23 protein-coding genes and 2 pseudogenes are annotated in these 24735 nt (G+C 68.0%); 7 read left to right on the forward strand and 18 right to left on the reverse strand.

What is annotated here, in order from left to right; translation table 11 throughout:
* Nucleotides 1–66 precede the first annotated feature (66 nt).
* The 5 genes and pseudogenes from OHA61_RS00740 to OHA61_RS00760 form a co-directional block, all read right to left on the reverse strand.
* Nucleotides 67–1235 (reverse strand): IS3 family transposase gene (locus OHA61_RS00740; RefSeq protein WP_406301159.1). Its coding sequence is split into 2 segments (ribosomal slippage): nucleotides 67–983 and nucleotides 983–1235, totalling 1170 coding nucleotides; the frame shifts between segments, so codons are not numbered across the junction.
* 30 nt (nucleotides 1236–1265) lie between these two features.
* Nucleotides 1266–2375, reverse strand: a complete 1110-nt coding sequence (locus OHA61_RS00745) for a hypothetical protein (RefSeq protein WP_406301178.1) — start codon at nucleotides 2373–2375, stop codon at nucleotides 1266–1268.
* A 66-nt stretch (nucleotides 2376–2441) separates the two neighbouring features.
* Nucleotides 2442–3610 (reverse strand): IS3 family transposase gene (locus OHA61_RS00750; protein ID WP_406301159.1). Its coding sequence is split into 2 segments (ribosomal slippage): nucleotides 2442–3358 and nucleotides 3358–3610, totalling 1170 coding nucleotides; the frame shifts between segments, so codons are not numbered across the junction.
* A gap of 1175 nt (nucleotides 3611–4785) precedes the next feature.
* Nucleotides 4786–6209, reverse strand: a pseudogene (locus tag OHA61_RS00755) (MFS transporter).
* Entirely contained in the window at nucleotides 6206–6808 is a 603-nt protein-coding gene (locus OHA61_RS00760) for a TetR/AcrR family transcriptional regulator (protein WP_406301179.1), read from the reverse strand. Before OHA61_RS00760 ends, OHA61_RS00755 begins: the two are co-directional and overlap by 4 nt.
* A 210-nt stretch (nucleotides 6809–7018) precedes the next feature.
* Between OHA61_RS00760 and OHA61_RS00765 the strand changes: the two genes are divergently transcribed.
* Nucleotides 7019–7405, forward strand: coding sequence for a cupin domain-containing protein (locus OHA61_RS00765; RefSeq protein WP_406301180.1), 387 nt, complete (start codon nucleotides 7019–7021; stop codon nucleotides 7403–7405).
* 317 nt (nucleotides 7406–7722) lie between these two features.
* Here OHA61_RS00765 and OHA61_RS00770 read toward each other — a convergent pair whose 3' ends face one another.
* Nucleotides 7723–7956: a hypothetical protein gene (locus tag OHA61_RS00770; protein WP_406301181.1), complete on the reverse strand. Its 234-nt coding sequence runs from the start codon at nucleotides 7954–7956 to the stop codon at nucleotides 7723–7725.
* Nucleotides 7957–8158: 202 nt separating this feature from the next.
* On the opposite strand from OHA61_RS00770, the gene OHA61_RS00775 reads away from it, so the two are divergent.
* The gene (locus OHA61_RS00775) at nucleotides 8159–9256 is read left to right on the forward strand and encodes a hypothetical protein (protein WP_406301182.1); all 1098 of its coding nucleotides are present in this window, start codon (nucleotides 8159–8161) and stop codon (nucleotides 9254–9256) included.
* Nucleotides 9257–9548: 292 nt separating this feature from the next.
* On the opposite strand, the gene OHA61_RS00780 is transcribed toward OHA61_RS00775, so the two are convergent.
* From OHA61_RS00780 to OHA61_RS00805, 6 genes and pseudogenes are all read right to left on the reverse strand, one after another.
* Nucleotides 9549–9692 (reverse strand): recombinase family protein, encoded by a 144-nt coding sequence (locus OHA61_RS00780; RefSeq protein ID WP_406301183.1) that lies wholly within the window; start codon nucleotides 9690–9692, stop codon nucleotides 9549–9551.
* Between the two features lie 292 nt (nucleotides 9693–9984).
* On the reverse strand, nucleotides 9985–10248 hold the full coding sequence (locus tag OHA61_RS00785) for a hypothetical protein (protein WP_406301184.1): 264 nt from the start codon (nucleotides 10246–10248) through the stop codon (nucleotides 9985–9987).
* 383 nt (nucleotides 10249–10631) lie between these two features.
* On the reverse strand, nucleotides 10632–11051 hold the full coding sequence (locus OHA61_RS00790) for a cupin domain-containing protein (RefSeq protein ID WP_406307244.1): 420 nt from the start codon (nucleotides 11049–11051) through the stop codon (nucleotides 10632–10634).
* Nucleotides 11028–11588 (reverse strand): annotated as a pseudogene (gene lexA, locus OHA61_RS00795) (transcriptional repressor LexA); the annotation flags it as partial. The gene OHA61_RS00790 and the pseudogene lexA, both read right to left, overlap by 24 nt.
* A gap of 229 nt (nucleotides 11589–11817) precedes the next feature.
* A complete protein-coding gene (locus OHA61_RS00800) occupies nucleotides 11818–12936 on the reverse strand; it encodes a PP2C family protein-serine/threonine phosphatase (RefSeq protein ID WP_406301185.1) in 1119 nt (372 codons plus the stop codon).
* 636 nt (nucleotides 12937–13572) lie between these two features.
* Nucleotides 13573–14364 (reverse strand): MBL fold metallo-hydrolase, encoded by a 792-nt coding sequence (locus OHA61_RS00805; RefSeq protein ID WP_406301186.1) that lies wholly within the window; start codon nucleotides 14362–14364, stop codon nucleotides 13573–13575.
* 86 nt (nucleotides 14365–14450) lie between these two features.
* On the opposite strand from OHA61_RS00805, the gene OHA61_RS00810 reads away from it, so the two are divergent.
* Nucleotides 14451–15044 (forward strand): CGNR zinc finger domain-containing protein, encoded by a 594-nt coding sequence (locus OHA61_RS00810; RefSeq protein WP_406301187.1) that lies wholly within the window; start codon nucleotides 14451–14453, stop codon nucleotides 15042–15044.
* Here OHA61_RS00810 and OHA61_RS00815 read toward each other — a convergent pair.
* Both OHA61_RS00815 and OHA61_RS00820 read right to left on the reverse strand, forming a co-directional pair.
* Nucleotides 15017–15316 carry a hypothetical protein gene (locus OHA61_RS00815; RefSeq protein WP_406301188.1) on the reverse strand — a complete coding sequence of 100 codons (300 nt, stop codon included), beginning with the start codon at nucleotides 15314–15316 and terminating at the stop codon, nucleotides 15017–15019. The two genes, OHA61_RS00810 and OHA61_RS00815, sit on opposite strands and share 28 nt — an antisense overlap.
* Nucleotides 15317–15349: 33 nt before the next feature.
* Nucleotides 15350–15844, reverse strand: coding sequence for a hypothetical protein (locus tag OHA61_RS00820; RefSeq protein WP_406301190.1), 495 nt, complete (start codon nucleotides 15842–15844; stop codon nucleotides 15350–15352).
* 498 nt (nucleotides 15845–16342) lie between these two features.
* On the opposite strand from OHA61_RS00820, the gene OHA61_RS00825 reads away from it, so the two are divergent.
* Nucleotides 16343–16465: a hypothetical protein gene (locus OHA61_RS00825; RefSeq protein WP_406301191.1), complete on the forward strand. Its 123-nt coding sequence runs from the start codon at nucleotides 16343–16345 to the stop codon at nucleotides 16463–16465.
* Nucleotides 16466–16628: 163 nt separating this feature from the next.
* Nucleotides 16629–17756: an NADH:flavin oxidoreductase gene (locus tag OHA61_RS00830; protein ID WP_406301193.1), complete on the forward strand. Its 1128-nt coding sequence runs from the start codon at nucleotides 16629–16631 to the stop codon at nucleotides 17754–17756.
* Here the strand turns inward: OHA61_RS00830 and OHA61_RS00835 are convergent.
* Nucleotides 17753–18745, reverse strand: coding sequence for an IS481 family transposase (locus OHA61_RS00835; protein WP_406301194.1), 993 nt, complete (start codon nucleotides 18743–18745; stop codon nucleotides 17753–17755). The two genes, OHA61_RS00830 and OHA61_RS00835, sit on opposite strands and share 4 nt — an antisense overlap.
* Before the next feature lie 1450 nt (nucleotides 18746–20195).
* Between OHA61_RS00835 and OHA61_RS00840 the strand changes: the two genes are divergently transcribed.
* Both OHA61_RS00840 and OHA61_RS00845 read left to right on the forward strand, forming a co-directional pair.
* Nucleotides 20196–20816 carry an RNA polymerase sigma factor gene (locus OHA61_RS00840; RefSeq protein WP_406301195.1) on the forward strand — a complete coding sequence of 207 codons (621 nt, stop codon included), beginning with the start codon at nucleotides 20196–20198 and terminating at the stop codon, nucleotides 20814–20816.
* Entirely contained in the window at nucleotides 20809–21777 is a 969-nt protein-coding gene (locus OHA61_RS00845; RefSeq protein ID WP_406301197.1) for a hypothetical protein, read from the forward strand. The genes OHA61_RS00840 and OHA61_RS00845 overlap by 8 nt, the downstream gene beginning before the upstream one ends.
* 382 nt (nucleotides 21778–22159) lie before the next feature.
* On the opposite strand, the gene OHA61_RS00850 is transcribed toward OHA61_RS00845, so the two are convergent.
* The 3 genes from OHA61_RS00850 to OHA61_RS00860 all read right to left on the reverse strand — a co-directional run bounded on the left by OHA61_RS00850 (nucleotide 22160) and on the right by OHA61_RS00860 (nucleotide 24681).
* On the reverse strand, nucleotides 22160–23401 hold the full coding sequence (locus tag OHA61_RS00850) for an RNA polymerase sigma factor (protein ID WP_406301198.1): 1242 nt from the start codon (nucleotides 23399–23401) through the stop codon (nucleotides 22160–22162).
* A gap of 19 nt (nucleotides 23402–23420) precedes the next feature.
* Nucleotides 23421–23813: a YciI family protein gene (locus OHA61_RS00855; protein ID WP_389372397.1), complete on the reverse strand. Its 393-nt coding sequence runs from the start codon at nucleotides 23811–23813 to the stop codon at nucleotides 23421–23423.
* Between the two features lie 172 nt (nucleotides 23814–23985).
* Nucleotides 23986–24681 (reverse strand): SDR family NAD(P)-dependent oxidoreductase, encoded by a 696-nt coding sequence (locus tag OHA61_RS00860; protein WP_406301199.1) that lies wholly within the window; start codon nucleotides 24679–24681, stop codon nucleotides 23986–23988.
* Nucleotides 24682–24735: the final 54 nt, after the last annotated feature.

Raw genomic sequence — 24735 nt, forward strand, 5'->3', positions numbered from 1 at the left:
CCGACGTTCCACTTGATGTGGATGAGGGGCCCTGCGCTTCTCGGACAGCGGTGTTGAGGGTTCTCTTTATGCCGCCGTCTGCAACTCCTCGTACTCGGCGTGGACTTCTGCGGGAGTCTTGTAGCCGAGGCCGGAGTGGAGGCGTTTTCGATTGTAGAACATCTCGATGTAGCGGACGATCGCCCGGTGGGCATGTGCGCGTGTTGGGAACGTAGTTCGGTGCACGAGTTCGTTCTTGAGGGCGCCGAAAAATGATTCAGCCATCGCATTGTCCCAACAAACACCGGTGCGGCCGACCGACGCTCGCAGGCCCAACGAGCGGAGCTTGCAACGAAGTTCCCGAGACGTGTATTGACTGCCGCGATCGGAATGAAATACGCAGCCTTCGGCGAGGTCGATGTTCCGGACTGCCATATCGAGTGCATCCGATATGAGAGAGGTCTTCATATGGTCGGCCATCGCCCAGCCGACCACAGCTTTGGTGTGGCAGTCGATGACGGTCGCGAGATACAGGAACCCGGCCCAGGTGTGAACATAGGTGATATCGCTGACCAGTTTGCGCCCGGGAGCGTCAGCGGTGAAGTCACGGGCCAGCAGGTCGGGCGTGGCCGGCGCCGCATCATCGGCGATCGTGGTCGCCCGCCAGGGCCGCGGCTGGCATGGCACCAGGCCGAGCTCGCGCATCAGCGCGCGGACCAGCTCCGCTCCGGCCTGCACGTTCATCCGCTGGAGCGCGGCGTGGACACGCCGGTAGCCGTAGGTCTCCTGAGAGTCAGAGAAGACCTTGAGGATGACGGCCCTCAGTTCCGCACGGCGCTTCGCGGTGGCCGACAATGGCCTGGACCTCCAGTGGTAGAAGCCCGACGTGGATACTCCCGCCCAGGTGCACATCTGCTGCACGGGAAAGTTGTCAGCCTCGCCGTCGATGAACTCGTACTTCTCCGTCACCGGTATTCCTGGGCGAAGAAGGCCGCCGCTTTTCCCAGGAACTCGGTCTTCATACGGAGTTCCCGGTTCTCGCGTTCCAGTTCGCGCAGGCGGGCGCGTTCGCTGATGTTCAGGGGAGGCTCCTCCCCGGCGTGCTCTTGCCGGTACCGGCTGACCCAGGTGCCCAGCGTTCCCTCGTTCACTTGTATCTCTCGGGCGACCTCGGCGATCGGGCGGGACTCCACGACCACCATCTTGACCGCCTCGTCCCGAAACTCAGGACTGAACTTCCTACGCTTCTGTGCCACGTGCTCTCTCCGCCGTTCTGGACTTCGATCCTATGGGGACCGCTGTCCGAGAACTTCGGGGCGCCTCAGGACGCCCTTGAGGACGGGGTCGATGTGCGTCGGCACCAGCATGATCTGCTGGTCGAACTCGGCGAAGTTGGAGCCGCTTCCTCCCTTGTTCGGGTAGGTCTTGATGCGCTGCTCGATGTTGAAGGTGGCCGTTCCCAGTGCGGGCTTCTCAGGATCGGTGTCGGTGAAGATCAGTGTGCCGCTGCCGATGGTCTTCAGGCAGGCTTCGGTGCGGGTCATGTAGTCCTTGCCGGACGGCTTGCCGTAGCACCAGTCGACCAGCTCGACGACCGGGCCCACCGGCGCGGGCGCCCGGACGGGGTTCTTGGCCTTCTTGGACCGCGGGTTCAGCTCGATACACAGCTTGTGCCCCTGTGCGTCCGGCTTGCCGCAGGTGCGCTTGTGGGTGGGGGCCTTGAGGGTCGTGCCGTCCTTGCGCAGAGTCGGCAGTGCCGGGCCCGGGTCGGTGCGCGTGAACTCGATGATCTTCTGCGCGACCGGATCTATCGACGAGGATGCCTGCGGCGCAGGGAACGTCACGTAAGGCTCGATGCGGAAGTTGGCCCAAGGGGACCAGGTTGTCTCGTACAGGCTGCCGTCAAAGGCATTGGTGTGGAACGTGTAGGTCACGCCTGGCTTCAGCTTCCCGTACGGGACGGGGACGGACGCGGGCTTGCCCGACGCCACATAGCCCGATACCAGAACGCCGTACGGGTTGGCGTCGGTCAATTTGACCTGGGTCTTGGGCTTGCCATTGGCGTCAGTTGTCCACACCTCGAAGGTCAGGGTGCTCTTGTCGCCGTCTGCGTCGGTGACCGTGTTACTTAAGACGGTCTCGGGTGTGATGACGCGCCAGGTGCTGCCGCTCTTCTTGAACTGCGGCCCGGCTGAGGGGTTCTTGCCCGATACGGGGCGCGATCCGGCGGCTGTCGCGTCTTCGGGCCCGGCTGCTGGACGCGATGCCGGAGGAGCGGAAGGGGTGGGACTCGGCGTGAAGCCGGTGGCTGACGCCGTTCCCACTCCCGCGAGAAGAGCGAGGACGGCGGCTGCGGTCACTTGCCGCAGCGCCGACAGGGTGCATATGCGTCTCAACTTCGAATCCTCCTTGAGGGTATGAGGGGCCCTGCGCTTCTCGGACAGCGGTGTTGAGGGTTCTCTTTATGCCGCCGTCTGCAACTCCTCGTACTCGGCGTGGACTTCTGCGGGAGTCTTGTAGCCGAGGCCGGAGTGGAGGCGTTTTCGATTGTAGAACATCTCGATGTAGCGGACGATCGCCCGGTGGGCATGTGCGCGTGTTGGGAACGTAGTTCGGTGCACGAGTTCGTTCTTGAGGGCGCCGAAAAATGATTCAGCCATCGCATTGTCCCAACAAACACCGGTGCGGCCGACCGACGCTCGCAGGCCCAACGAGCGGAGCTTGCAACGAAGTTCCCGAGACGTGTATTGACTGCCGCGATCGGAATGAAATACGCAGCCTTCGGCGAGGTCGATGTTCCGGACTGCCATATCGAGTGCATCCGATATGAGAGAGGTCTTCATATGGTCGGCCATCGCCCAGCCGACCACAGCTTTGGTGTGGCAGTCGATGACGGTCGCGAGATACAGGAACCCGGCCCAGGTGTGAACATAGGTGATATCGCTGACCAGTTTGCGCCCGGGAGCGTCAGCGGTGAAGTCACGGGCCAGCAGGTCGGGCGTGGCCGGCGCCGCATCATCGGCGATCGTGGTCGCCCGCCAGGGCCGCGGCTGGCATGGCACCAGGCCGAGCTCGCGCATCAGCGCGCGGACCAGCTCCGCTCCGGCCTGCACGTTCATCCGCTGGAGCGCGGCGTGGACACGCCGGTAGCCGTAGGTCTCCTGAGAGTCAGAGAAGACCTTGAGGATGACGGCCCTCAGTTCCGCACGGCGCTTCGCGGTGGCCGACAATGGCCTGGACCTCCAGTGGTAGAAGCCCGACGTGGATACTCCCGCCCAGGTGCACATCTGCTGCACGGGAAAGTTGTCAGCCTCGCCGTCGATGAACTCGTACTTCTCCGTCACCGGTATTCCTGGGCGAAGAAGGCCGCCGCTTTTCCCAGGAACTCGGTCTTCATACGGAGTTCCCGGTTCTCGCGTTCCAGTTCGCGCAGGCGGGCGCGTTCGCTGATGTTCAGGGGAGGCTCCTCCCCGGCGTGCTCTTGCCGGTACCGGCTGACCCAGGTGCCCAGCGTTCCCTCGTTCACTTGTATCTCTCGGGCGACCTCGGCGATCGGGCGGGACTCCACGACCACCATCTTGACCGCCTCGTCCCGAAACTCAGGACTGAACTTCCTACGCTTCTGTGCCACGTGCTCTCTCCGCCGTTCTGGACTTCGATCCTATGGGGACCGCTGTCCGAGAACTTCGGGGCGCCTCAGGACGTATGTTCGACGCAAGCTCATCAGAGGCACCCTCGATGCCATATGGCCAAGGGCATGGTTTGCCCCGCACCGAGAAAGTCCAGCCATTAGCAGGTGACGTCAACGAACGTGTCACCAGCCACAAGTGATGGCGGCCGATCACCCAGCCCGCGTCGGCCGAGTCAGTGCTGGGGACGGCGATCGAGCCGGATTTCGTGAGCTCGCTAGGGCCTGTCTTCAAAGCCGCCTATGATCTCGGCTTCTGCTCTGCCAAGCCGATGGGCCCGCCGTCACCTGCTGTCTCGCGCCTTCTCGAAGGTGGCCAGTTCCTCTGCAGTGCCGATGAAGGCTGGGCCGCAGTGTGGCTGCAGACGTTCCGGTAGGACCCGCAAGGTAATTGGCGCCTCGTCAGAGCCTGACGTGCCCCCGAGATGTCTGCCGGACGTCAGCGTCGGCCTGGCCCACCCCGTTGGCTTGATCAGCACCCTGTCCGCCATCTCGACGTGACTCATCACGGTTATGCCACGCGTCACGAACCGGCATCGGATCAACCGCAGCGGAGACCGGCACCTCAACCGGCTCTGCACACACATCACACTCATCCGCATGCGGCTGGCCCCTGCACTACGAAGACGTACGTCGCCCGCAGAGTCGGCGAGGGCAAGACCTCCCGCGACGCACAGCGCTGCCTCAAACGAGCCGTCTGCCGTCAGCTCTTCAAGATCCTCGAACGCTCATGCCGAAGCCACGACACGAAGCATGAGGATCTCCTCCAAGCGGCTTGAGTGATCTAGCCCCCTCGGGGGGAGGCGGCATGCCTCACCCCGTCCAGACCCTGCCGGCGTTCTCAGCGAAGCGCGTCGGCCGGCAGCTCCGCGGACCAGCCGCTCCACGGGAGCGATTCTTGCGCCGGACGCATGGCCGAACGTCCAGGGGCGTGGCCACCAGCAGGAAATTCCGGACCGGCGGTAGAGCCAGTTGCCGCCGCAAAGCACGAAGTTGATGACCTGTCGCCGGTCCCGTGGGCTGACCCCGCAAGCGGTTGAAACGCCTCGCAGCCATCGGCAGCCGATTCGCCGCAGGCGGGTGATGCCGACACCATCGGCGCTGCGATCCGCGGTCGGCTACGCGGTGGTCCGCGGTCGCGGGGACACGGCTCCCGTCGTACGGCCTGGCAGCCCGATTGCCAGAAACGCGCCGACCGCAGCCACGGCAGCGAGCACCGTCAGCGTAGGGCCCATCGCGGAGCTGGCGGCCGCACCGGATCCGCCCGTGGCCGCGCTGTGCGACCCGAGAGCCATCAGGGCGGTTGCTGCGGCGATCCCCACGATGGGGCCGATGTTCAGGGCCGTCTGCTGGAGACCCCCCGCCACCCGGCGTGCTCCGCCGGGGCGTGGCGCACCATGACCGCCGTCGCGGTCACCATCGCGCTGCCGAAACCGGCGCCCACCAGGAAGAACCCGCCGCAGATCGCCACCGTGGCCGATGCACCGTCGAGGCGCGACAACAAGAGCGCGCCGAGAGCCAGGAGTCCCATCGCGGTCGCAGTCGTACGCCGTGGACCGTAACGGCGCAGCAGTACGGCGGCGATCGGCGCGCCCAGCACCATCGCCACGGCGCCCGGCAGTGCCGTCAGAGCGCTCCGGAAGGGGTTGAGACCGAGGGTGTTCTGGAGGAAGTACGTACCGGCGAACAGTGCCCCGAACAGCACAGCCGACGCCGACACCAGGATCCCGAGCGCCGAGGCGACGGTCACCGATCCGAGCACCTCCGGCGCCACCAGGGGGCTCGCTGTGCGTCGTTCGTGGCGTACGAACGCCCCGCCGGCGACCGCCGCGACGACGAGCCCCGTCACGGTCGCCGCCGGCCGACTGCTCTCCGGCATGGAAACCAGCGTGTGCACCAAGCTGCCCAGGGTCACCGCCAGCAGGCAGGCACCCGGCAGATCGAGCCCATCGCCGGACGCCCCGGCGGGTTTCGCGTCACGTACGGCAGGCTCCCGTACGGCAAGGACGAGCACCCCGATCACGAGCGCCGGTACGACGTTGAGGAAGAAGACCGCCCGCCAGTCGGAACGTGCAGCCAACACCCCGCCGACGAGCGGGCCCGCCGCAGCCGCCACCCCGACGGCGCTGGTGCGCAGCGCGAGGGGCATCCCGAGGCGGTCTGACGGAAAGGCCGCCCGCAGCATCCCGAGGGTGGCGGGCTGAAGCAGCGCCCCGAAAACGCCCTGGGAGACGCGCAGCGCGATGACCCAGCCGATCCCGGACGCCAGGCCGATCCCCAAGGAGGCCGCGCCGAAGCCCAGTAATCCGACGGCGAAGATCTGCCGGTGGCCGTACCGATCGCCGATGCGGCCGCCGAAGACGAGCAGACTCGCCACAGCGATCAGATAGCCGGTGCTGGTCCACTGGACCTGATGGAGGGAGGCGTGCAGATCGCGCTGCATGGCGGGCTGAACGATAGTCAGAACGGTGCCGTCGAGGGCGACGACCGCCGCCCCGACGATGCTGCCGGTGAGTGTGAACCGTCGGTAGGCCGAACTCATCGGATGTCCGGACCGAGATGGGCATCCAGGACCGTACGCAGCAGCGGTTCGAGATCGTCGGTGCCCAGGGCGAGCTGGAGGCTGCCCCATCCCCACAGCTGGGCGATGCCGTGCAGATTCGCCCACAGTGCGCTCGCGACGACCTGCGGCGCGACGCCGCCGGGCCGCGACCGGACCCGGGCCACACTATCCACGAACAGGCCGAAGAGCGGCAGACTGGTCTCCCGCAGGCCGAGATGGCCGCTCCTGAGCAAGTCATGACGGAACATCAGTTCAAACATGCCGCCGTTGGTCCGCGCGAAGTCCAGATAGATCCGGCACAACGCCGCGACTTGCTCGCGCGGGCTCGCACCCTCCTCGCCGTCCTCGCCGGACTCAAGCGCCTCGGCGGCTCTGCCCGCCAGCTCGGCGAAGCCCTCGCGTGCGATCGCGGAGAGCAGGGACACATGGGTCGGAAAGTAGCGGCGGGGAGCCCCGTGCGAGACCCCGGCGGCGCGGGCGATCTCCCGCAGGGACAGCGCCTGCGCTCCCCGGGCGGCGACCAACTCGACCCCGACCGCTACGAGCTGGGCACGCAGCCCCGTTCCCTGTTCACGCATAGACGCTGTCTACCAGATCGCGTAGACAGTGTCTACGGTGCTTGGCTCGCTCAGCCGCGGCACGCCGGTGACATTGCGGCTCCGGGCAGGGGCGCAGCGCGGCCAGCCTGCCCTGCGATCCCGGCTAGGCTACGAGTGGTAAGCGGCCACCCGCGCATCACGGCGTCGAGTCCGGACCAGGACTCGACAGCCCCGGCGGAAGGAGTCGTCATGGACCTTCAGCGAGATCAGGTTCTGGTCGTCACTCCCCGTGACAGAAGGCCGGGGCCCCACACTCCGGGGATGGACCGGCAGGAGGCTTTCGCCACCGAGGGAATGTGGTCGGGATTCGTCCGTACGGAAGCCGGAATGGTCTCCGGCTGGCACCACCACGGCGAGTGCGAATCGGTGATCTACGTCCTCACCGGCGCGCTGAAGATGGAGTTCGGCCCGGGCGGCACGAATACCGTGGAAGCCGGCCCCGGCGACTTCATCTACGTACCGAAGCGCGCCGTGCACCGAGAGAGCAACCCCTCGGCGGAGGCCGCAGACATCATCGTCATGAGAGCCGGGACCGGGAAGTCCACGTTCAACGTCGACGGGCCGCCACCGGGCTGAGACGGGCGCGGGTCACCGAGCTCAACCCGCGTCAGTTCGGCAAGCTGATCACTGAACTGCGGCGTGAAGGCGTAGATCCAGTGCCGCGCTTGATCGGAAGGTGAGCCCGTCGGGACCTCGCCGACCTGACTTGCCAAGCCGGTCCCGGCAACCGACGCAGTTGCGTACGAAACTCGCCGTGCCCCCGGCCGAACCACAACGGGCCCTCTCCGCCCCGGTATCCCCAGCTCGCGCCCCGGGGGACAACTAACCGGCCGAGGCCTCCCCTGACGTTGAGTCAGGTGAGGGCCGGGTCCAACCGGAAGTGACCCGCCGAGTCAGCGCCGGATGCGCCAGGTGCCGTACAGCCCGGCGACCGCCCCGATGATCACGGAGAAGCCGGCGTTCCCGACCGCGCGGTACACCCCAGCGCACACGGCCAGCAGGGCCATGAGGACCACCACGTCAAGTACTTGATGCCGCGTCGGCTCGGTCGGCAGCGCTGGTCCCGGGGAGGAGGTGGGGGGCATTTCGGGCTCGGGCATGGGCGAGGTTGTGTCGATGTCAGCCATGCCTCCAGAAGACCGCCGCACACCCCCGAGCACCTAGTGATCCGTACGGCCCCGCATAGACCCGGACGCCGCAGGTCACCGGCCTGTGCGAACCGACCCAACACTGAACGGCCCAAGGCGTTCAGGAACGTTCGGCCCAATCCGCGGGCGTTCAGACACCGGACCCCGTAGCGTGGCATTTCGCAACAGGGAGTGTGATCCGGTGACATACAGCAATTCCCAGGTGGAGCCGGAGGACGCGGCCGCCATTGCCGCGTACGAGGAAGCATGGCGCGAGTTCACCATTGAGCTGAACCGACTCCACATCGCGTACGGCGCGCCGTCCTACGCCACCCTCGTCAAGGCATCCGACCGGCCGAGGCTGACCAAGGCCGGGCTCAACGAGGTGCTGTCCGGCAAGCGATTCCCCTCCCTGGAGGCGCTGCTGGAATTCGTCCGGGTGGTCAGCAACCCGCAGCCTCCCCCATCGGACAACCCAGCCACCTCCCGGGCCCGCCCGGAGCTCGTGGACCAATGGCGCAGCCGGTGGCAGCACGTCAAATTCCTGCAGCGGCAGGCCCACGCCCCATGGACGCGCGTACGCGCCACCGCGCAGGACATGCTCGACCAGGCCTTTAGGGAGGCCGAGGACACCCGCGCAATTACGCACGAGGAAGCCGCCCTTATTCGTGCCGGCGCGGAGGCTGATGCGGAGCGCTTGCGCAGCCAGGCTCAGCATGATGCCGACGAGCTGCTGCAGCGGGCGCAGGCGGAGGCCAAGCAGTTGCACCTACGGGCACTGCAGGACACCAAGGAGCTACCCGTCCCCGCGTGCGCCGACTCTGACAGATCGCCGTCACGGTGGGGCGCGGCTCTCTTACCTCCCCGCCCAGCGTGGCGCCCTCTGTTTGCGGTGGCCGGAGTGGGAGTGGCCGGGATGGGGCTGGCCATCACGCTGGCCGCGGACTCCCTCACCGGACAGCTTTCCAGCTCCTGTCGGCCCACCCGCGCCCACCCTGCCGCGCCGCTCCCCCCTCGGGCCGCTCTCCAGCCCGGCGCGACCACGGAACAGGTGGCAGCCGCCCACGAACCGCAGATGATCATTCCCGGCCCGTCTTGGTCGGGCTGGCCCTCCCCCATCTGGACACCGCCGACCTCAGCCACACCCTCCGAGGATCCCTCCCCCACCACCAGCAGATCCCCAACTCCCAGCGCCTCCCCGAAGCCCACTGCTTCCCCGACCCACGCCCCGGCCGACGCATGCGCCCGTACCGCTCCGTCCACGAGCCCGACGCAATCACCCAGTCCATCCGCCTCATGAGGCTCCTGGCCGGATCGTGCGGGCGATGCACGGGGACGGAAGGCTCGTTGCTAAGGTCCGCCGCATGATCGGGGACATACGCTCGAGGACGTCCTGCGTCGCTGCTGGAGTGAAGTCCTGCCCCGGACCCTGCCCGGTGCCGACAACCGGCTTGTCGCGTGTGGTGTTACGGCTCCGACACGACAGACGCGGAATGGCAGGTCATCCGGGCGGGTCTGCCGGTGCCTGGGTGGCTGCAGGGGGGCGGGCGGCCCGAGGGCTACTGCCGCCGCGTGATGCTGGATGCGGTCCGCTACGTGGTCGACAACGGCCGCACGTGCAGCCCGATGCCGCGCTCGCGCAGCTCGGCTCCGAGGGTCTCCAGGTGCAGCACGGAGCGGGAAAGCCGGTCGAGCCGGGTCACCTTCAACGTGTCGCCCTCACGCAGCAGTTGCATGACGAGATCGAGCTTCGGGCGGGACGACGGGTCCTGAGCAAGTGCGTGGGTGAGGATCTGGTTGGCCTGGTCGAGCGCGTTCTGCGCCTGGCGGACGGTCCGTGAGGGCGCACACGTCGCGGTGGTGCACAGTGCCGGTCAGCCGGACGGCGGCCTGCTCCCGGGACAGCTTGCGGCGTGCCGTGCGGGCACGGCAGGCACATATTGCGGCGGCCACCGTGGCGGTGAGCACCACAGCGGCCGCAATCACGGTGGGGACGGTCATGGTTCCTCGTGGGTGGTCGGGGTTCGGTCATGGTCTGCCCCGGTCGGTGTCGGCGTGATCGATGACCGCTCGGTCGTGCGCGGCCTGCACCGCGGTCGGCAGGTCCGGCCAGGCGGTGAACGCCGGCGCGGTACGGTCCTCGACCGACCGGAGTGCGGCCTGGTGCTGCGGGGATCCCGGGTACACGCCGTCCAGGGCCGCGGCCTTGATGCGGCGCCAGGCCCATGCGGCGGCCGCGTACGTGGCGCCGACAGCGGCGCCGATCGGGCAGAGGAGAGCAAGGTTGGGCATGGCGGGGCCTCCTATCGATGTGGTGGGCCCCGCCTTTCGGGGCTATTCGCCGGTGAGCTCCGGCTGCTCGTGCTCGAAGACGCGCTCCTGGTCCTCCGGCGTGAGTCCGGTAGCAGGCGCGTGTCGGACGGATCCGCTGCGGTCCGAGGCTCGGCAACCGGCGTCGCAGTAGGCGGCGTCAGAGCGCTTGCGGAGCCGGCGGGGCGGGCCGCCGCTTGCGCCGCATGGGGTGTTGGTGCAGTCCGGGCACCAGTCGATGGGGTCAATGTCGTCGCCGCACCATGCGCAGTGACGAATGCGGGGATCGCCCGCCGAGCGGAGCGGCGGGCCGTCCCGCGGTAGATGCGGAGCGGCGGGTGGGCTGACACGGTGGGGGCGGATGGTCAGCGAGGTGGTCCGATGATGCGGTTGCCGCGCAGGGCGGCGGCTTCGGCGAGCTTGTGTTTGGTGATCTCGAACCCGTCGGGGCGGGGGGTGGTGACGTCGCGTCCGGCGTGCCGGAACATTTCCACTATGCCCGCGGGGGTGGCGATGAGGAGGAGGTCTGCACGGTCGGACGTGATGCGGTAGCCATGGGGGATGTTGCGGGGCAGGTAGACGACCCCGCCTTCGGACAGTTCGTGGCGTTCGTCTCCGACCCACACGAGTGCCTCGCCCTTGAGGAGGAGGAACACCTCGTCCTCCCGGGTGTGGAGGTGGAAGGGCGGGGCCTCGCCCTTGTGGATGTCGAACCGTCCGACACTGAGCTGTCCTTCGGTGGCCCGGCTGTCGAGCAGGATCACAGTGCGCAGCACGGCGACCACTTTGCCGAGGACGGCCGCGTCATCGCCGGGTATGGGCTGGTACGCCAAGTTGTGGGGTATCAGCAACACCCTGCCGTTTTCGCAGCGCAGTCGCTTCAAGGTGGCTTCTCCGTCCAGCATGGCGGCCACGATGTCGCCGTTCTCGGCATCGGGCTGGCGCCTCACGGTGACGATGTCGCCCTCGCAGATGGCCGCGTCGATCATGCTGTCCCCCACGACCCTGAGCGCGAACAGCTCGCCCTCGCCAACCAGTTGGCGCGGCAACGGATAGATGTCCTCGACCGCTTCCTCGGCGAGGATCGGGGTCCCGGCGCCGTAGGCACGCGGCCGGTGCGGATCCCGGTAGAGCACACCTTTTCGTTCCAGAGTCATGAGCTGGTGCGCGACGGACGAGGTGCTGGCGCGGCTGCCCGGTGTGCCGATCTCCCGCATCGACGGTGGGTAGCCCTGCCGTTGAACCTCGGAGCCTATGAACTCGAGTTTACCGACCGCCAACCCGCCCAGGTTGGCTCTGAGCGGGTGCAATGCATCCCGTATGTGTCCGCGACGGAGTACTGGGTCCCCCGCGTCCTCTGCCGTACCTGTCAGTGAGCGAAGGGTGTGACCGAGGCCCGCCCCAAAGGACCATCGGATGACCTTGAACAGCAGTGGGCCCAGGCGGACAGGTCCGCCTGGGCCCCATGTTCGTCCTCGCTCAGTCGTGAGGGCTGTGATCCGGGTACGGTGGCCGGCCGACCGGCGAGTCCCACCTACGGCTTCCAGCCACCTACGCGGGGTGCTCCCGGGCCCGGGTGTTCGGGCACCGTACGGCGAGGGCCGCGATGTCGTCGTCGAGCCTTCCACCGCTGTAGTGCAGCAGGTCCCGGTGAAGCCGGTCGAGCAGTTCGCGGGGCGGCGCCGGGTCTTGCCGCCGCATCCAGTCCGGCAGGGGGAAGAACTCGCCGGTGCGGTCCCGGGTCTCCGTTACGCCGTCGGTGTAGAGCAGCAGCTGGTCGCCCGGGGCGAAGGCGACGGTGTCGACGCAGTAGCGGTCTCCGATGAGCGTCGCGAGGTTGAGGGGCGGCGAGGCGGCGGTGGGCTCCAGGACGCGGATCTCCCTGTGGTGCACGAGCAGCGGCGGGGGGTGCCCGCAGTTGAGGAGTCTGAGCTGGCCGCTGGCGTGCGGGATCTCGGCGAGAAGAGCGGTGGCAAAGTGCTCCGGCTGGTCCTGGGCGGGGAACGCGGCGCTGTGGCGGGTGATGCTGGTCTCCAAGCGATGGATGACGCCCCTCAGGTCTGGCTCGTCGTACGCGGCCTCCCTGAAGCTGCTGATCACCGCCGCGGCCGCTCCGACCGCGGGCAGGCCCTTGCCGCGTACGTCGCCGATGAGCAGCCGGACCCCGTACGGTGTGTCGGCCGCCTCATAGAAGTCCCCGCCGATCCGGGCCTCCTCTTGGGCCGCCAGATACAGCGACTCGATCTCTATGTCCGCGACGAGGTGCGGCAGGGGGCGTAGCAGAACCTTCTGGGCTGCGTCGGCGACGAGTCGGACGTGGAAGAGTGTCTCCTCCCGCTGGAGTCGCACATGGCTTGCGTATGCGGCCGCCAAGGTGACCGCGACGATCGCAGCCACCGTGTATGGCGTCCCCAGGTCGGTGTAGACGAAGCTGAGGCCGATCATGACCAGCAGGCAGAACGTTCCCAGCAGGATCGTGGGGAGCACAGGCCACATCGCGGCGGCGAGGGCGGGTGCGGCGGGCAGGAGGCGGCTGATGGCGATCTCCCTCGGTGTGGAGAACGCCAGGGCGGCGATGAGGACGGTAAGGATCACCGGTGACAGCAGGGCAGGGTCCCACCGGCCGCCGTAGGGAGGACGACGGCGCCGCAGCCGCCCGGGCGTGATCACAAAATGCATCATATCGGGGCGAAGTAGACCTTTATGCACTCCGAGGTCCGAGCAGATGGGCTTCGACGTCGGCGATGCGCTTCTTGGCGAATCGGTCCACAGGAAGCCGTCCGACTCCTCATCCACGGTCCCGTCAGACCACAGGGTCGTGTACGACCACCCTCCGCCGGCTCTCTTAATAGGGATGAACCCCCGCTCCTCAAGGATCACCCCCGCCGCATCCGCGCCCCTCGACGCCACGTGACGAAGAGGCTTTCCATGCTCGGTAAAACAGAACGTGAGCGGGTTACAGACCGCTCCAACGAGTGATCCGGACACCTTCGACGTGGTCAGTAAAATGGATCATGGCCGCTTGGCGGTCGGTTAGGCCTTCGGGGTTGACGCGGATGCCGCGCGGCCGCCCGGGCCACCACACGTCGTCGTCCTGGGTGAGGTCCTCCACCTGTCGCCGCCCGTCGCCGAAGCGAATTTCGACGGCTGCCAGACCCGGTGGTACGAGGTCTGATCGCCGATATGGGCGAGGTCCGAGGCGTCACCGGCTTGAAGGCGTTGCAGCCCGGTCCGCGGCCAGAGCCCGGCGGGCCGCCGGGCCCCCGGCAGTGAGCGGCGTGCCGTTGGCACTTCAGGCGCCGGAGGTCAGTCTCGCCGGCCCCAGTCCAGGCGGTCGCCCAGACCGGCGGCGGTGAAGGCGGCTATCAGCTCGTCGCGGCCTTCGGTGAAGTGGGCCCAGCTGTCGTAGTGGACGGGGACCACGCGGCGGGCGCCGAGGAGCTGGGCGGCCTCGGCGGCCTGGGCGCTGTTCAGCACGATCAGCTGGTTGTCGAAAAGTTCAGGGAAGCGGGGGGCTCCGGCGAAGAGGAGGGCGGTGTCGATGGGCGCGAAGCGCTCGGCGATCTCCTTGACCGCGTCGAGGGAGGCGTTGTCGCCGCTGACGTAGACGGTCGGCAGACCCTCTCCGGTCAGGATGAAGCCGACGACCTGGCCGGTGAACGGCTCGACCGCCTCACGCGGGCCGGGGCCGTGGACGGCGGGGACGCCGGTCACGGTGATCGTGCCGCCGTCGGGGAGGTTCAGCTCGATGGACTCCCAGTCGGCCAGGCCCCTGGCCTTCGCCTCGAGGCGCTGCCCGCCGCCGGGGGTGGTGAGGGTGAGCGGGACGTCGGCGAGCAGGGCTCGGCCGGAGGTGTCGAGGTTGTCGGGGTGCTCGTCGTGCGAGAGCAGAACCACGTCGATGGGACCGAGGTCGGCAGGGGCTCCGTGGGAGGGGGCGGTCTTGGTCAGGAACCGGCCGTCGGGACGGGCGTAGTCGCCCGGGGCGTCGAAGGTCGGATCGGTCAGGAAGCGCAGGCCGCCGTACTCGAAGAGGGCGGTCGGGCCGCCGAAGACGCGGACAGGGAAGGGGTTGGTCGTTGCAGGGAGAGAAGACACGAAGCACCTCACGGATGGATGTCGTCGAACCGTGAGACGACCGTAGCTGTTTCTCACGGATGCGCGCAAGCCGTACCATGAGGAATATGAAGGAGCCCGTGATCGAACAGCCCGGCCTGACGCCCGCACAGGGCGAGGAAGAGCACCTCTCTCTTGCCCTTGCCAACAGCGCGATCGCGCTGGCCGGCGGGCACACGGTGGATCTTCTGGGCACTCCCGCGCAGGCGAACCACTGGCTGACGGAACGCGGTCTCGCTCCGGTCGACGTCGGCATGCGGGAGATGTGCGCGACACAGCTGCGCTCGCTGCGTGAACAGATCAGGTCGCTGTTCGCCTCCCGCGCCGAAGGTCTGCCCGCCCTCCCCGCCGCGGTCAGGGCCATCAACGACGCGATGACCCGCGTCCCCACCGCCCCGCTGCTGCAGTGGGACGACAAGACCGGCCCCTTCCGCGCCACCCCCCACCCCACCACCGCGATCCTGGACCACGCCCTGGCCACCCTCGCCGCTGACGCCTCCGACCTGCTCACGGGCCCCGACGCGGACCGCCTCACCGCCTGCGGCTCTGCACCCTGCAACCGCTACCTGCTCCGCTACGGCCGCCGTCACTGGTGCTCCACCCGCTGCGGCGACCGCGCCCGCGCCGCCCGCGCCTACGTCCGCCGCACCACCTCCCAATGACGCTGCAGCCACCCAGCGACCACCAGCGCTGAATCGAACAACGCCCAGGTTCGCTGCTGTTCAAAGTGCCGAATGTCTGCGGTCCTGATTCGCGAACGAAGCCAGGCGGTCCAGTTGCGTGAGGTGGCGTCCGCGACGACCTGGCGGCCGTTGGTCGTGATGCGGAAGAGGTGCGGGTGCGTGCGGTGTTCGCCGTTGGGGTCGGCGATGCCCTGGACGTGGCCGCAGTTGTCTATCGAGTCGCCAAGGCCGAGCTCGTCAGTCCGGTTCAAGCGGAGAACCGACGCATATCTAGCAAGATCGTTTCAGTAGCGCAGGACCACTGCCACCTTGGCAGTGATGTCACCAGACAGCTTGTGGGTGCTGCGCGCGACGGCGTCCTTGGACTTCCCGGCCGGGACGTCGGACACGGTCAAGACGGTCACGTCCTGCAGGTTGCCGTCCTTGTCGGTGAAGTTGACCTCCATCGCGAAGGACTTAGCCGCGTCGGTGATGTTCTTCACCGTGACCTTGACAGTTGTCCGCCCGTCGTCGTCCGTGGTCGGGTCGCCAAGGGTGACGGCGCCCTTGGCGTCCACGCCGCCCTTGACCTCGTCGAGCTTCCGCTGCGCCTCGGCTGTCGCGGACGCCACCGCTGACGCGGCACTCGAGGCCAGGGCGGACGCCTCCGAGGCCAGGGACGAGGCGGCGGCCGTGACGTCCGCGCCCACCGAGCCGATCGCCGAGGCAGCCTTGGAAGCGGTGTCCGAAGGATTCGAGCCGGTGTCCGAGCATCCCGTCGCGGCGACGACGCCTGCCATGGTCAACGCCGCTCCAGCCAGGCCACGAGCCGGCCTTCCTGCCATCACGTTTCCCTCCAGTCGGCTGCCGTACCAGTCAATGCCCGGGGCCCGCCGCGTGCATATCCGGTTACGCAGTCCGGGTTATGTCAGAGCCCGGTGACGTAGCCCGGACTGCTCAGCACCTTGTGCATCCCACTCGTGCGGGGGCTCCAGAAAGCGGCGGGCGTGATGCGGCAGTCCTAGGGCGGCCTCTCGCACGGACCTCGACCGTCTCTCGAAGGTCGAATCCGACCTGCAGGCAGCCGATCGCATCGCTCCCGTGGAACAGGCAGCGGGTGAGGTGACGGCACCACTCGCCGTGAGCATCGGCTTCGAAACGAGCACCGCGGCTCGTCGAGCGGGGGGCGACCAGCTCCTCGGCTGGGGCCTGATCCGGGGCATGCCTCGCGGAACGCCTCGATCTGGGCGAGGAGAGCACCACCGCTCAAAGGGCGCATCGGGTCGCTCACCGTCATCGTGCACGACGCACTGGTCGACGCGGGGGTGGCCCGGCAGACCGGGCTGTCCCAGTCGACGGAACCGCGGATCTGGTGGACCTTCAGCCTCAAGCCGCACCTGGGCGTTGATGGCTCAGGCTGATGCTCCGTTGGCCGCGGGAGCACGGACAGCCCGGCTCGACGCGTGTCCGGGATCACAGGCGGCTCGCGGGACGGGCGGAATGCAGTGACCACCGGGGGCGGTTGATACCAGCACGCATTCAATGCATGTGCACATACCATCTGGTACCTAGAGGAGCACCCCCGTGACCGCCACCGCGTCCTCCGGCTCCCGCGCGGCCGAGATCCTGTCCCGGCCCGTCGCGCTGAACGGCCTGACTGTCCCAAACCGCATCGTGATGGCGCCGATGACGCGCATGTTCTCCCCGGGCGGCGTCCCAGGTGAGGACGTGCGGTCGTACTACGCCCGTCGCGCCGCCGCGGGCGTGGGCCTGATCGTCACCGAAGGGACCTACGTCGGCCACGACTCGGCCGGGCAGAGTGACCGCGTGCCGCGGTTCCACGGTGAGGAGCAGTTGGCGGGGTGGGCCAAGGTCGCCGAGGCCGTTCATGCGGCGGGCGGCACGATCGTGCCGCAGCTGTGGCACATCGGTATGGTGCGCAAGCAGGGCGACCCGCCCTACGCCGATGCCCCCGCCGTCGGTCCCTCCGGCATCCGCGTTGACGGCACCGAGGGCGCCGGCAAGGCGATGGCCAAGGGCGACCTGGACGACGTCATCGGCGCCTTCGCCGAAGCCGCCGCGGACGCCGAGCGCATCGGCTTCGACGGCGTAGAACTGCACGGCGCCCACGGCTATCTCCTCGACCAGTTCCTGTGGGCGGGGACGAACCGCCGTACCGATGCCTACGGCGGCGACCCCGTGGCCCGTACGAAGTTCGCGGCCGAGATCGTGGCTGCCGTCCGCGAGACCGTCTCGCCCGACTTCCCGGTGATCTTCCGCTACTCGCAGTGGAAGCAGGAGGCTTACGACGCGAGGCTCGCCGAGGCCCCGGAGGAGCTGGAGGCGATCCTGACCCCGCTGGCGGCGGCCGGCGTCGACGCCTTCCACGCCTCCACCCGCCGCTACTGGCTCCCGGAGTTCGAGGGCTCGGACCTGAACCTCGCGGGCTGGACCAAGAAGCTCACCGGCAAGCCCACCATCACCGTCGGCTCGGTCAGCCTCGACGGCGACTTCATCCGCGCGTTCGCGGGCGAGGGCGCCCCGGTCCGGGGTATCGACAACCTCCTCGACCGCCTGGAGCGCGACGAATTCGATATGGTCGCTGTCGGCCGCGCCCTGCTCCAGGACCCGGAGTGGGCGGCGGAGGTCCTCGGGGACCGGTTCGAGGAGCTGAAACCGTACGACGCGGCGGCGCTGAAGACGCTGCGCTAGGTGTACTGCCCAGGGACGTTGGTCAACCTGGTGATGGGTGGTTTGCCGCTGGTTGCGGTGTGGGGGCGGTGGTGATTGTAGTGATGGAGCCAGGCCGGCAGGGCTTTGCGGCGGGCTGATTCGCTGGAGTAGAAGCGGCCAAGAGCCCAGCCGTCGGCCAGGGTGCGGTGGAAGCGTTCGACCTTGCCATTGGTCTTCGCCCGGTAGGGCCGGGTCTTCTTCGGCGTGATTCCCAGCTCGGTGCAGGCCTGTGTCCAGTGCCGGGAGCGGTAGGCCGAGCCGTTGTCGGTGAGCACCCGCTCGACCCTCACGCCGCGGGCGGCGAACCAGTCGACCGCGCGTCGCAGGACACCGACCGCCGTGGCGGCTTTCTCGTCGTCGCAGATCTCGGCGTAGGCGACCCGGGAATGATCGTCGACGACGGTGTGGACGAACGCGGTGCCCAGCAGCGGTCCGCGGTACTTGTTGCGGGGCCTGTCCGGGGTCGCGGCGCGGTTCCTGCGGCCCTGGACGCGTCCGACGTAGCGCCAGCCGCCGCCGTCGGGAACGTTCCCGAGCTTCTTCACGTCGATGTGGAGCATCGCGCCGGGATGGTCGTGTTCGTAGCGGCGGACCGGCTCGCCGGTGGCGCGGTCGATGTGCGAGAGCCGGTTGATCCGGCACCGGGTCAGGACCGCGTGCACGGTGGAGGCAGGCATGCCGAGCCGTCCGGCGATCTGGACCGGGCCCAGACGCTGCTTCCAGCGCAGGTGCACGATCTTGCGGACCTGCGGCTGCGTGGTTCGGGCAGGACTGCGGTGCGGCCGTGAGGACCGGTCGCCCATGGCCTGGGCACCGGACTCGGCGTAACGGACGGCCCACCGCTTCGCGGTCGGCCAGGACACGTCATAACGCTCGGCCGCACGAGCGACCGGCCACCCGTCATCAACAATCAGACGCGCCAGGCGAAGACGGGCACGAGGAGTCAAAGCAGCGTTAGCGTGAGACACGAAGGCCTCCAGGTTGGCGGAGCGGTTCCTAGACAGCTCCACTCCACAACCGGAGGCCTTCGCCATCTCACAGATTCAGACCGTGTCGTCGCACAAACTCAACCAACCTGCCCGGGCAGTACAGCTAGGTCTCTTACCCGGGCAATCGGTCGAGTTGGTGAGACGACACGACCGCGGGCACGACGCGGACGGCACATCCGCTGCCGGTGACGACAAGGCCAAGCGGGTTCACCGGTGCGACCTTTGGGCGGCTTGAGCCGAATGCGCAGCCAACGCGCTCGTACGGCTCCCCGATAGGACCGCCGCAGCGATGCGGCGGTCCTGCCCCGGCTGCGTCAGTCCGCCGGGAGTGCGAGCGTTGTGGACCGCCGATACGCGGACCAGCCGACGGCCGTCCCGCAGGATGGTCTCCCGCTACGAAAATCTTGCCACTGCCGCGGAAAAGCCCAGCCGCGTACGCGTTAACGTGCCCACTCCGGCGCACTGCACAACGCCGGGCAATTCGAGAGAAGTTACGCCACAGGGGCCGATGCTTTCCCTACGAAGATTCCCATTGACCGGTGTCGGCCGGGGAGTCGGGAGTGGCGCTGAGGGGTTTCGAGCGCTGCCCATGCCCGAATCATGGCTCAGCATTGATCAGCCGGCGCTCAAACAGGCCCACGTGATCATCTTTGACCCAGATGGAAGCTGCGTGTCGGGGCCTGTCGGATGCATTACCTACAACTCAGTCACCGGCCTGGCAAAGCGATAATGCCGAGGCTGAAGAAGACTCCGTTGACGCAGGACGAACCGTGCCCATATCCCCGCACACGCGGAGCAGTGGCCGCTCTGTCGTTGTCACAAGGGCCATACCCGCAGCAGCGGGGCGACACCAAAGTACAAGGGCCATAGTCCCTGCCCATGATGACTACGCGGGCATGGTCCTCGAGTCGGGCTGGCTTGAACTACGACGGATGCTCCCCACGCGTAGATATTGCGCCGTGGGACGGAAGGCTCCACCACGATCAAGATCGGTACCCCGCACCCCGCGGGGATGGTCCCAGCACCGCCTCATAGGTGGGGTGTGTCGCCGACTGTCTGACCTGCGGCTCTTCTCTGGAGACGGCCGACCGACCACATGATGCGATTGACCGCGCCTACGCACAGCCGCTGAACATCCCTGCCCAGGCGGAGTACCCGGCCTGGTAGCCGACGGGTGCAACGGCAGCGCTAGCCGCTGCGATCACCAAAGACTCTCGGCCGCGCACGCTCCTGCCCTCTTCGAGCTGGTCACGGGAGGCAGCGTAGCCAGGCATGCTGGCTGCTCCACGACGGGGCGGTGGCCGGTCGTAGTGAGTCCCTGACACCATTCCCCGATCGGGCGGCGCCGACATCACATCGGTGGCGTGAACCCTTTCGATGACTTCGGCCAATAGGGGTGTAGTCGACCGACGGCAGATACGGAGACCGCGTGAACAGCCCGCCCGAAAGACACACCGGGGACGCCTCGGTCATAGCGGAGTCCCTGGAGCATCCTGACGTCTTCGGCGAACTTTTCCGGCGCCATGCCGCGGACATCCACCGGTACGCCGCCCGTCGGCTCGGTGACACGAGTGCCGACGACATCACCGCTGAGACCTTCCTCATCGCCTTCCGGAAGCGGGCGGGCTACGACCTGGCACGGCCGAGCGCGTTGCCGTGGCTGTACGGCATCGCGGCCAATCGCATCGGCGAGCAGCGCCGCAGCGAGGTACGGCGGCTCAGAGCCATGGCCCGCAGCGATCTCCAGGCCAATGAGGAGCCGTGGACGGACCGCGCCGACAGCCGCGTCACGGCCGAGTCCACGCACCGGCTGTTCGCAGGCGCCCTCGCCGCGCTGCCGGCCAGGGACCGGCACGTACTCCTGCTCGTGGCATGGGCGGACCTGACGTACCCGGAAGTGGCCGAAGCCCTGTCCATCCCCATCGGAACGGTCCGTTCACGGCTCAACCGCGCGCGTAGGAAGCTCCGCGCCGCGGCCGGCGCCGCCGCGCTGCCCGACCCCGCCCGCAACGATCTGAGCCATGCCCAGGAGGCGACCAGTCATGGATGACATGCAGATTCTCCGGGAGATCGGTGCCGATGTGCAGGCTCCAGGCCACGCGCGGCTCACCCCGGTACGCCAGAGACTGCTCGACGAGATCGCCCAGCCCCGTCGCAGGCGCGCAGGCTGGAGATTGGCGGTGGTGGGCACGGCAGCAGCCGTCGTCGCCGCTGGGCTGCTGACCGTGGTGCCGACGCCGAAGGCGGGTCCGCAGGACGCGGTCAAGCCGCCGCCGCCCATCAACTACGCAGCCATCACCACGCCCCGCGACACCGAGTGGATCTACCGCAAGGTCGCGGTGTACAAGGCACCGCTGAACTTCGTCAACGACCTCAACCCGATCACGATAAAGAACCGGACCACAGGGAAGGAATACACAGGGAACTACGCCACATCGGACTACTACGAGGAATGGCGGAGATACGGCGGCAACGAAAAACACCGCCTGGAAGCCGACGGCCACGAAGGGGCGGCGGACGGTGGCTGGGGTACACCCAAGGCGATGCGGAGCAAGGTCGCGAAGCTACCCGACGACCCGGCCCGCCTCCTCACCGCCCTGCGCGATGTGATCCCGATCGAGGACGACCTGCAGGAATCGACGAACAACGCCAACTACCGGCGCATCGTGGAGACCTTCTCCTCGGTCGACCTCATTCCGGCACGGGTGCGAACCTCCCTGTTCCACGCACTCGGCACCATCCCCGGAGTGCTGATCGACGACAAGCCGGTGAAGGACGCGGCGGGCCGAACGGCCCTCGCCGTCTACGAGCCGGACTCCCAGCACACGGCATCGCTCAACCTCCGCGTCGAGCTGCTCCTCGACCCGCAGACGCACCAGTACCTCGGTGAGCGCACTCTCTATCTCGCCGGCGGGAAAATCAACGGCAAGATCGCCACGGAGGACACGGTCGTGGACAGTTCTGCCATGGTGGAACTCGCAGTCACAGGCGCCTTCCCCGAGCGCCCATAGGGCAACTCCGCGCCTGTCGGAGGCCGGTCGCGCTCGCATACGACAATATGCCGCCGCTGCGCATGCTGTGGATCCCGTTCCTGCTCGGCTGGGTTCAGGGTCTGCGCTGCCTCGGCATCATCCGCTTACGTGTTGCAGGCGTGCCCCGGCGTCATCACGCCTCTCGGCAACACGGTCTGCAGCAACTGGGCATCCGGTTTGATCAAATGCGGTCCGCTCCCCGGTCGGAGCGGCCCGTCGGGTTGTGTCCCTTCCGGGCAGTGAGGATCACCGAGGCTCAGAACACGACCACGTTCCGTCCTCTGGCTTGGCATGCCAGAGCACCCGCCAAAGGCTTAGCGCGGGGGACGTTCCTGGCCTGCGCGCCGCGGATTGTCGGGGCCTACATGGGCGGGGCGGCGAGCTGGGCGGCGCGGATGGTGAGGTAGTGACGTTCCGGCAGGCTGGTCGTACGGTTTGCGGCTGCGCGGTAGCTCTCGATCGCAGCCTGAAGGTCGCCGGCCATCTCCAGGAGATGGGCCCTGGCGGCGTACAGGTGATGGTGCTCCGCCAGGCGTCCGTCGGACTCCAGAACCCTCAGAATGTCGAGGCCGGCGGCCGGGCCGTGCACCATGGCGGCAGCGACGGCGCGGTTGAGCGAGACCAGGGGATTGGGCGACAGGTGTTCCAGCACTCCGTACAGTGCGAGGATCTGGGGCCAATCGGTCTCCTCGACCGTCGCCGCCTCGTCGTGAACAGCGGCTACCGCCGCTTGGATCTGGTAGGGGCCGACGGGGCCCGTGGTCAAGGCTTCGGTGATGAGCGCGACTCCCTCGGCGATCGCCTTGTCGTCCCAGAGTCTGCGGTCCTGTTCGGCCAGCGGGATGAGCTCGCCGCCCGGGCCCGTGCGCGCCGGGCTCCGGGCGTCGGTGAGCAGCATCAGCGCGAGCAGCCCGGTGACCTCGTTGTCGTCGGGGAGCATCTGGTGCACTGCCCTGGCCAGCCGGATCGCTTCCCGTGAGAGCTCGGGGCGCAGCAGGTCGGGGCCGCTACTGGTGGTGGAGCCCTCGGTGAAGATCAAGTACAGGACGTGCAGTGCCGCGTCGAGTCGAGGCGCCCAGTCGTCACGGTCCGGCAGTGCGAAGGGGATTCCTGAAGACTTGATGCGCTGCTTGGCCCGGGTGATCCGCTGCGCCATGGTCGTTTCGGGCACCAGGAACGCGCGGGCGATCTCGGCTGTGGCCAGACCTCCCACCGAGCGCAGGGTCAATGCGATTGCCGCCGCCGGCGACAATGCGGGGTGGCAGCACATGAGCAGCAGGATGAGGGTGTCGTCCCGCCCGGCGGGGTCCTGCGTGTCGGCCGCGGGCGCGGACTGCCGGTCGGCCGGCATCCGCCGGGCTGCGAGATCTTCGCGGCGGCGCCTGGCCTGCTCGCTGCGCACCTGCTCGGTCATGCGGCGGCTTGCGACCTGGATCAGCCATCCTCGCGGATTGCGGGGCATCCCCTCGTCCGGCCATTGCGTCGCTGCGGCCAGCAGCGCCTCCTGGACCGCGTCCTCGGCGGCGTCGAAGTCGCCGAAACGCCGGGTGAGCACGCCGACGACCTGCGGCGCCAGCTCGCGCAGCAGGTCGTTGGCGTTCACGTCCTTGTCAGCCAGTGGTTCACATCTCCCCGGGCGGTGCTGACATCACCTGGCGCACCTCGATCGGCATGTTCAGCGGCGTCCCGCCGGGGCCGGGGGCGGCCGAGACAGCCGCGGCGATCTCCACCGCCCGCTCAGGCTTGTCGCAGTCGACGATCCAGTAGCCCGCCAGGAACTCCTTGGTCTCAGGGTAGGGGCCCTCGGTGACCACGGGCACGCCGCGGCCGTGGGAGCGGACGATCCTGGCCGTCTCCGGCATCGCCAGACCCTGGGCGTCGACCAGTTCCCCGGCTTCGGCGAGCTTCCTGTTGGTGTCCGTCATGAAGGCGATGTGCGCCTTGAGCTCCTCCGCGGTCCAGGTCCCGATCCCCGGGAAGTCCGCTGTCTGCTCGCTGAACTGCATCAGCAGCATGTACTTCACGGCCTGCTCCTCACATTCGTGCGCCCGTCGTCAGGCGCTCTCACTGATAGGTAGAAGCACGCGCGACGATTTCGACATCCCCGAGCAGGGACCTGCAAAAATTCTTGGGAGCAGTGTGGTTCGGCGCACGCTGACCGGTCTTCGTGGGTGGAGCTCGTCTGGGTTACCACACGACGGGGCCTGCCTTGTCGAAGAAGCCGCCGGTCGGGCCGTCGGCTCCGATGGCAGCCATGCGGACGATGATCTCCGCGCCCTCTTCGACGCTGTTGGTGCCCCGGTGACCGTTGAGGTCGGTGGAGGTGTAGCCGGGGTCGACAGCGTTGAACCGGATGGCGGGGTACGCCTTGGCGTACTGCGAGGTAACCATGACCAGCGCCGTCTTGGAGGAGTTGTAGTCCAGCAGCGCCACATGGAACTCAACGCGGCCCGGGTCGGCGGTCGCCGCCAGCGAGCCCAGACCGCTGCTGACGTTGACGACGACCGCGCCGTCGCTTGCCTTCAGGAGCGACAGGAAGGCATGCGTGACGCGCACGACTCCGAAGACATTCGTGTCGTAGGTGGTCTGCATGTCGGCCCCGGTGACCTCGCCGACCGGCTTGCCCGAGCCCACAATCCCGGCGTTGTTGACCAGGACATCGAGGCGGCCGGCGTCCACGCGGACGAATTCGGCGGCAGCCTTGACGGAGTCCTCGTCGGTGACATCGATCTGGACAAAGCGGGCGCCGAGCCTCGCGGCCGCCGCCTGACCGCGCTGAGCATCGCGTGCCCCGACGTAGACGGTGTGCCCGGCCTCAATCAGGCGGCGGGCCGTCTCGAGTCCGAGGCCCTTGTTAGCTCCGGTTATCAGTGTGGTGGTCATGCGCTCACTCCAGTGATCGGTGGATTGGTGATGCCTCCACACTCGGCGCACCGC

Source organism: Streptomyces sp. NBC_00885, assembly GCF_045207475.1.
Lineage (GTDB): Bacteria > Actinomycetota > Actinomycetes > Streptomycetales > Streptomycetaceae > Streptomyces.

Excerpts from the sequence above, each read along its gene's own strand:
- OHA61_RS00760 (WP_406301179.1), bottom strand. The coding sequence starts at position 6,808 with ATGCGTGAACAGGGAACGGGGCTGCGTGCCCAGCTCGTAGCGGTCGGG.
- OHA61_RS00765 (WP_406301180.1), top strand. The coding sequence starts at position 7,019 with ATGGACCTTCAGCGAGATCAGGTTCTGGTCGTCACTCCCCGTGACAGA.
- OHA61_RS00770 (WP_406301181.1), bottom strand. The coding sequence starts at position 7,956 with ATGGCTGACATCGACACAACCTCGCCCATGCCCGAGCCCGAAATGCCC.
- OHA61_RS00780 (WP_406301183.1), bottom strand. The coding sequence starts at position 9,692 with ATGCAACTGCTGCGTGAGGGCGACACGTTGAAGGTGACCCGGCTCGAC.
- OHA61_RS00785 (WP_406301184.1), bottom strand. The coding sequence starts at position 10,248 with ATGCCCAACCTTGCTCTCCTCTGCCCGATCGGCGCCGCTGTCGGCGCC.
- OHA61_RS00810 (WP_406301187.1), top strand. The coding sequence starts at position 14,451 with ATGAAGGAGCCCGTGATCGAACAGCCCGGCCTGACGCCCGCACAGGGC.
- OHA61_RS00820 (WP_406301190.1), bottom strand. The coding sequence starts at position 15,844 with ATGGCAGGCGTCGTCGCCGCGACGGGATGCTCGGACACCGGCTCGAAT.
- OHA61_RS00845 (WP_406301197.1), top strand. The coding sequence starts at position 20,809 with ATGGATGACATGCAGATTCTCCGGGAGATCGGTGCCGATGTGCAGGCT.
- OHA61_RS00855 (WP_389372397.1), bottom strand. The coding sequence starts at position 23,813 with ATGCTGCTGATGCAGTTCAGCGAGCAGACAGCGGACTTCCCGGGGATC.
- OHA61_RS00860 (WP_406301199.1), bottom strand. The coding sequence starts at position 24,681 with ATGACCACCACACTGATAACCGGAGCTAACAAGGGCCTCGGACTCGAG.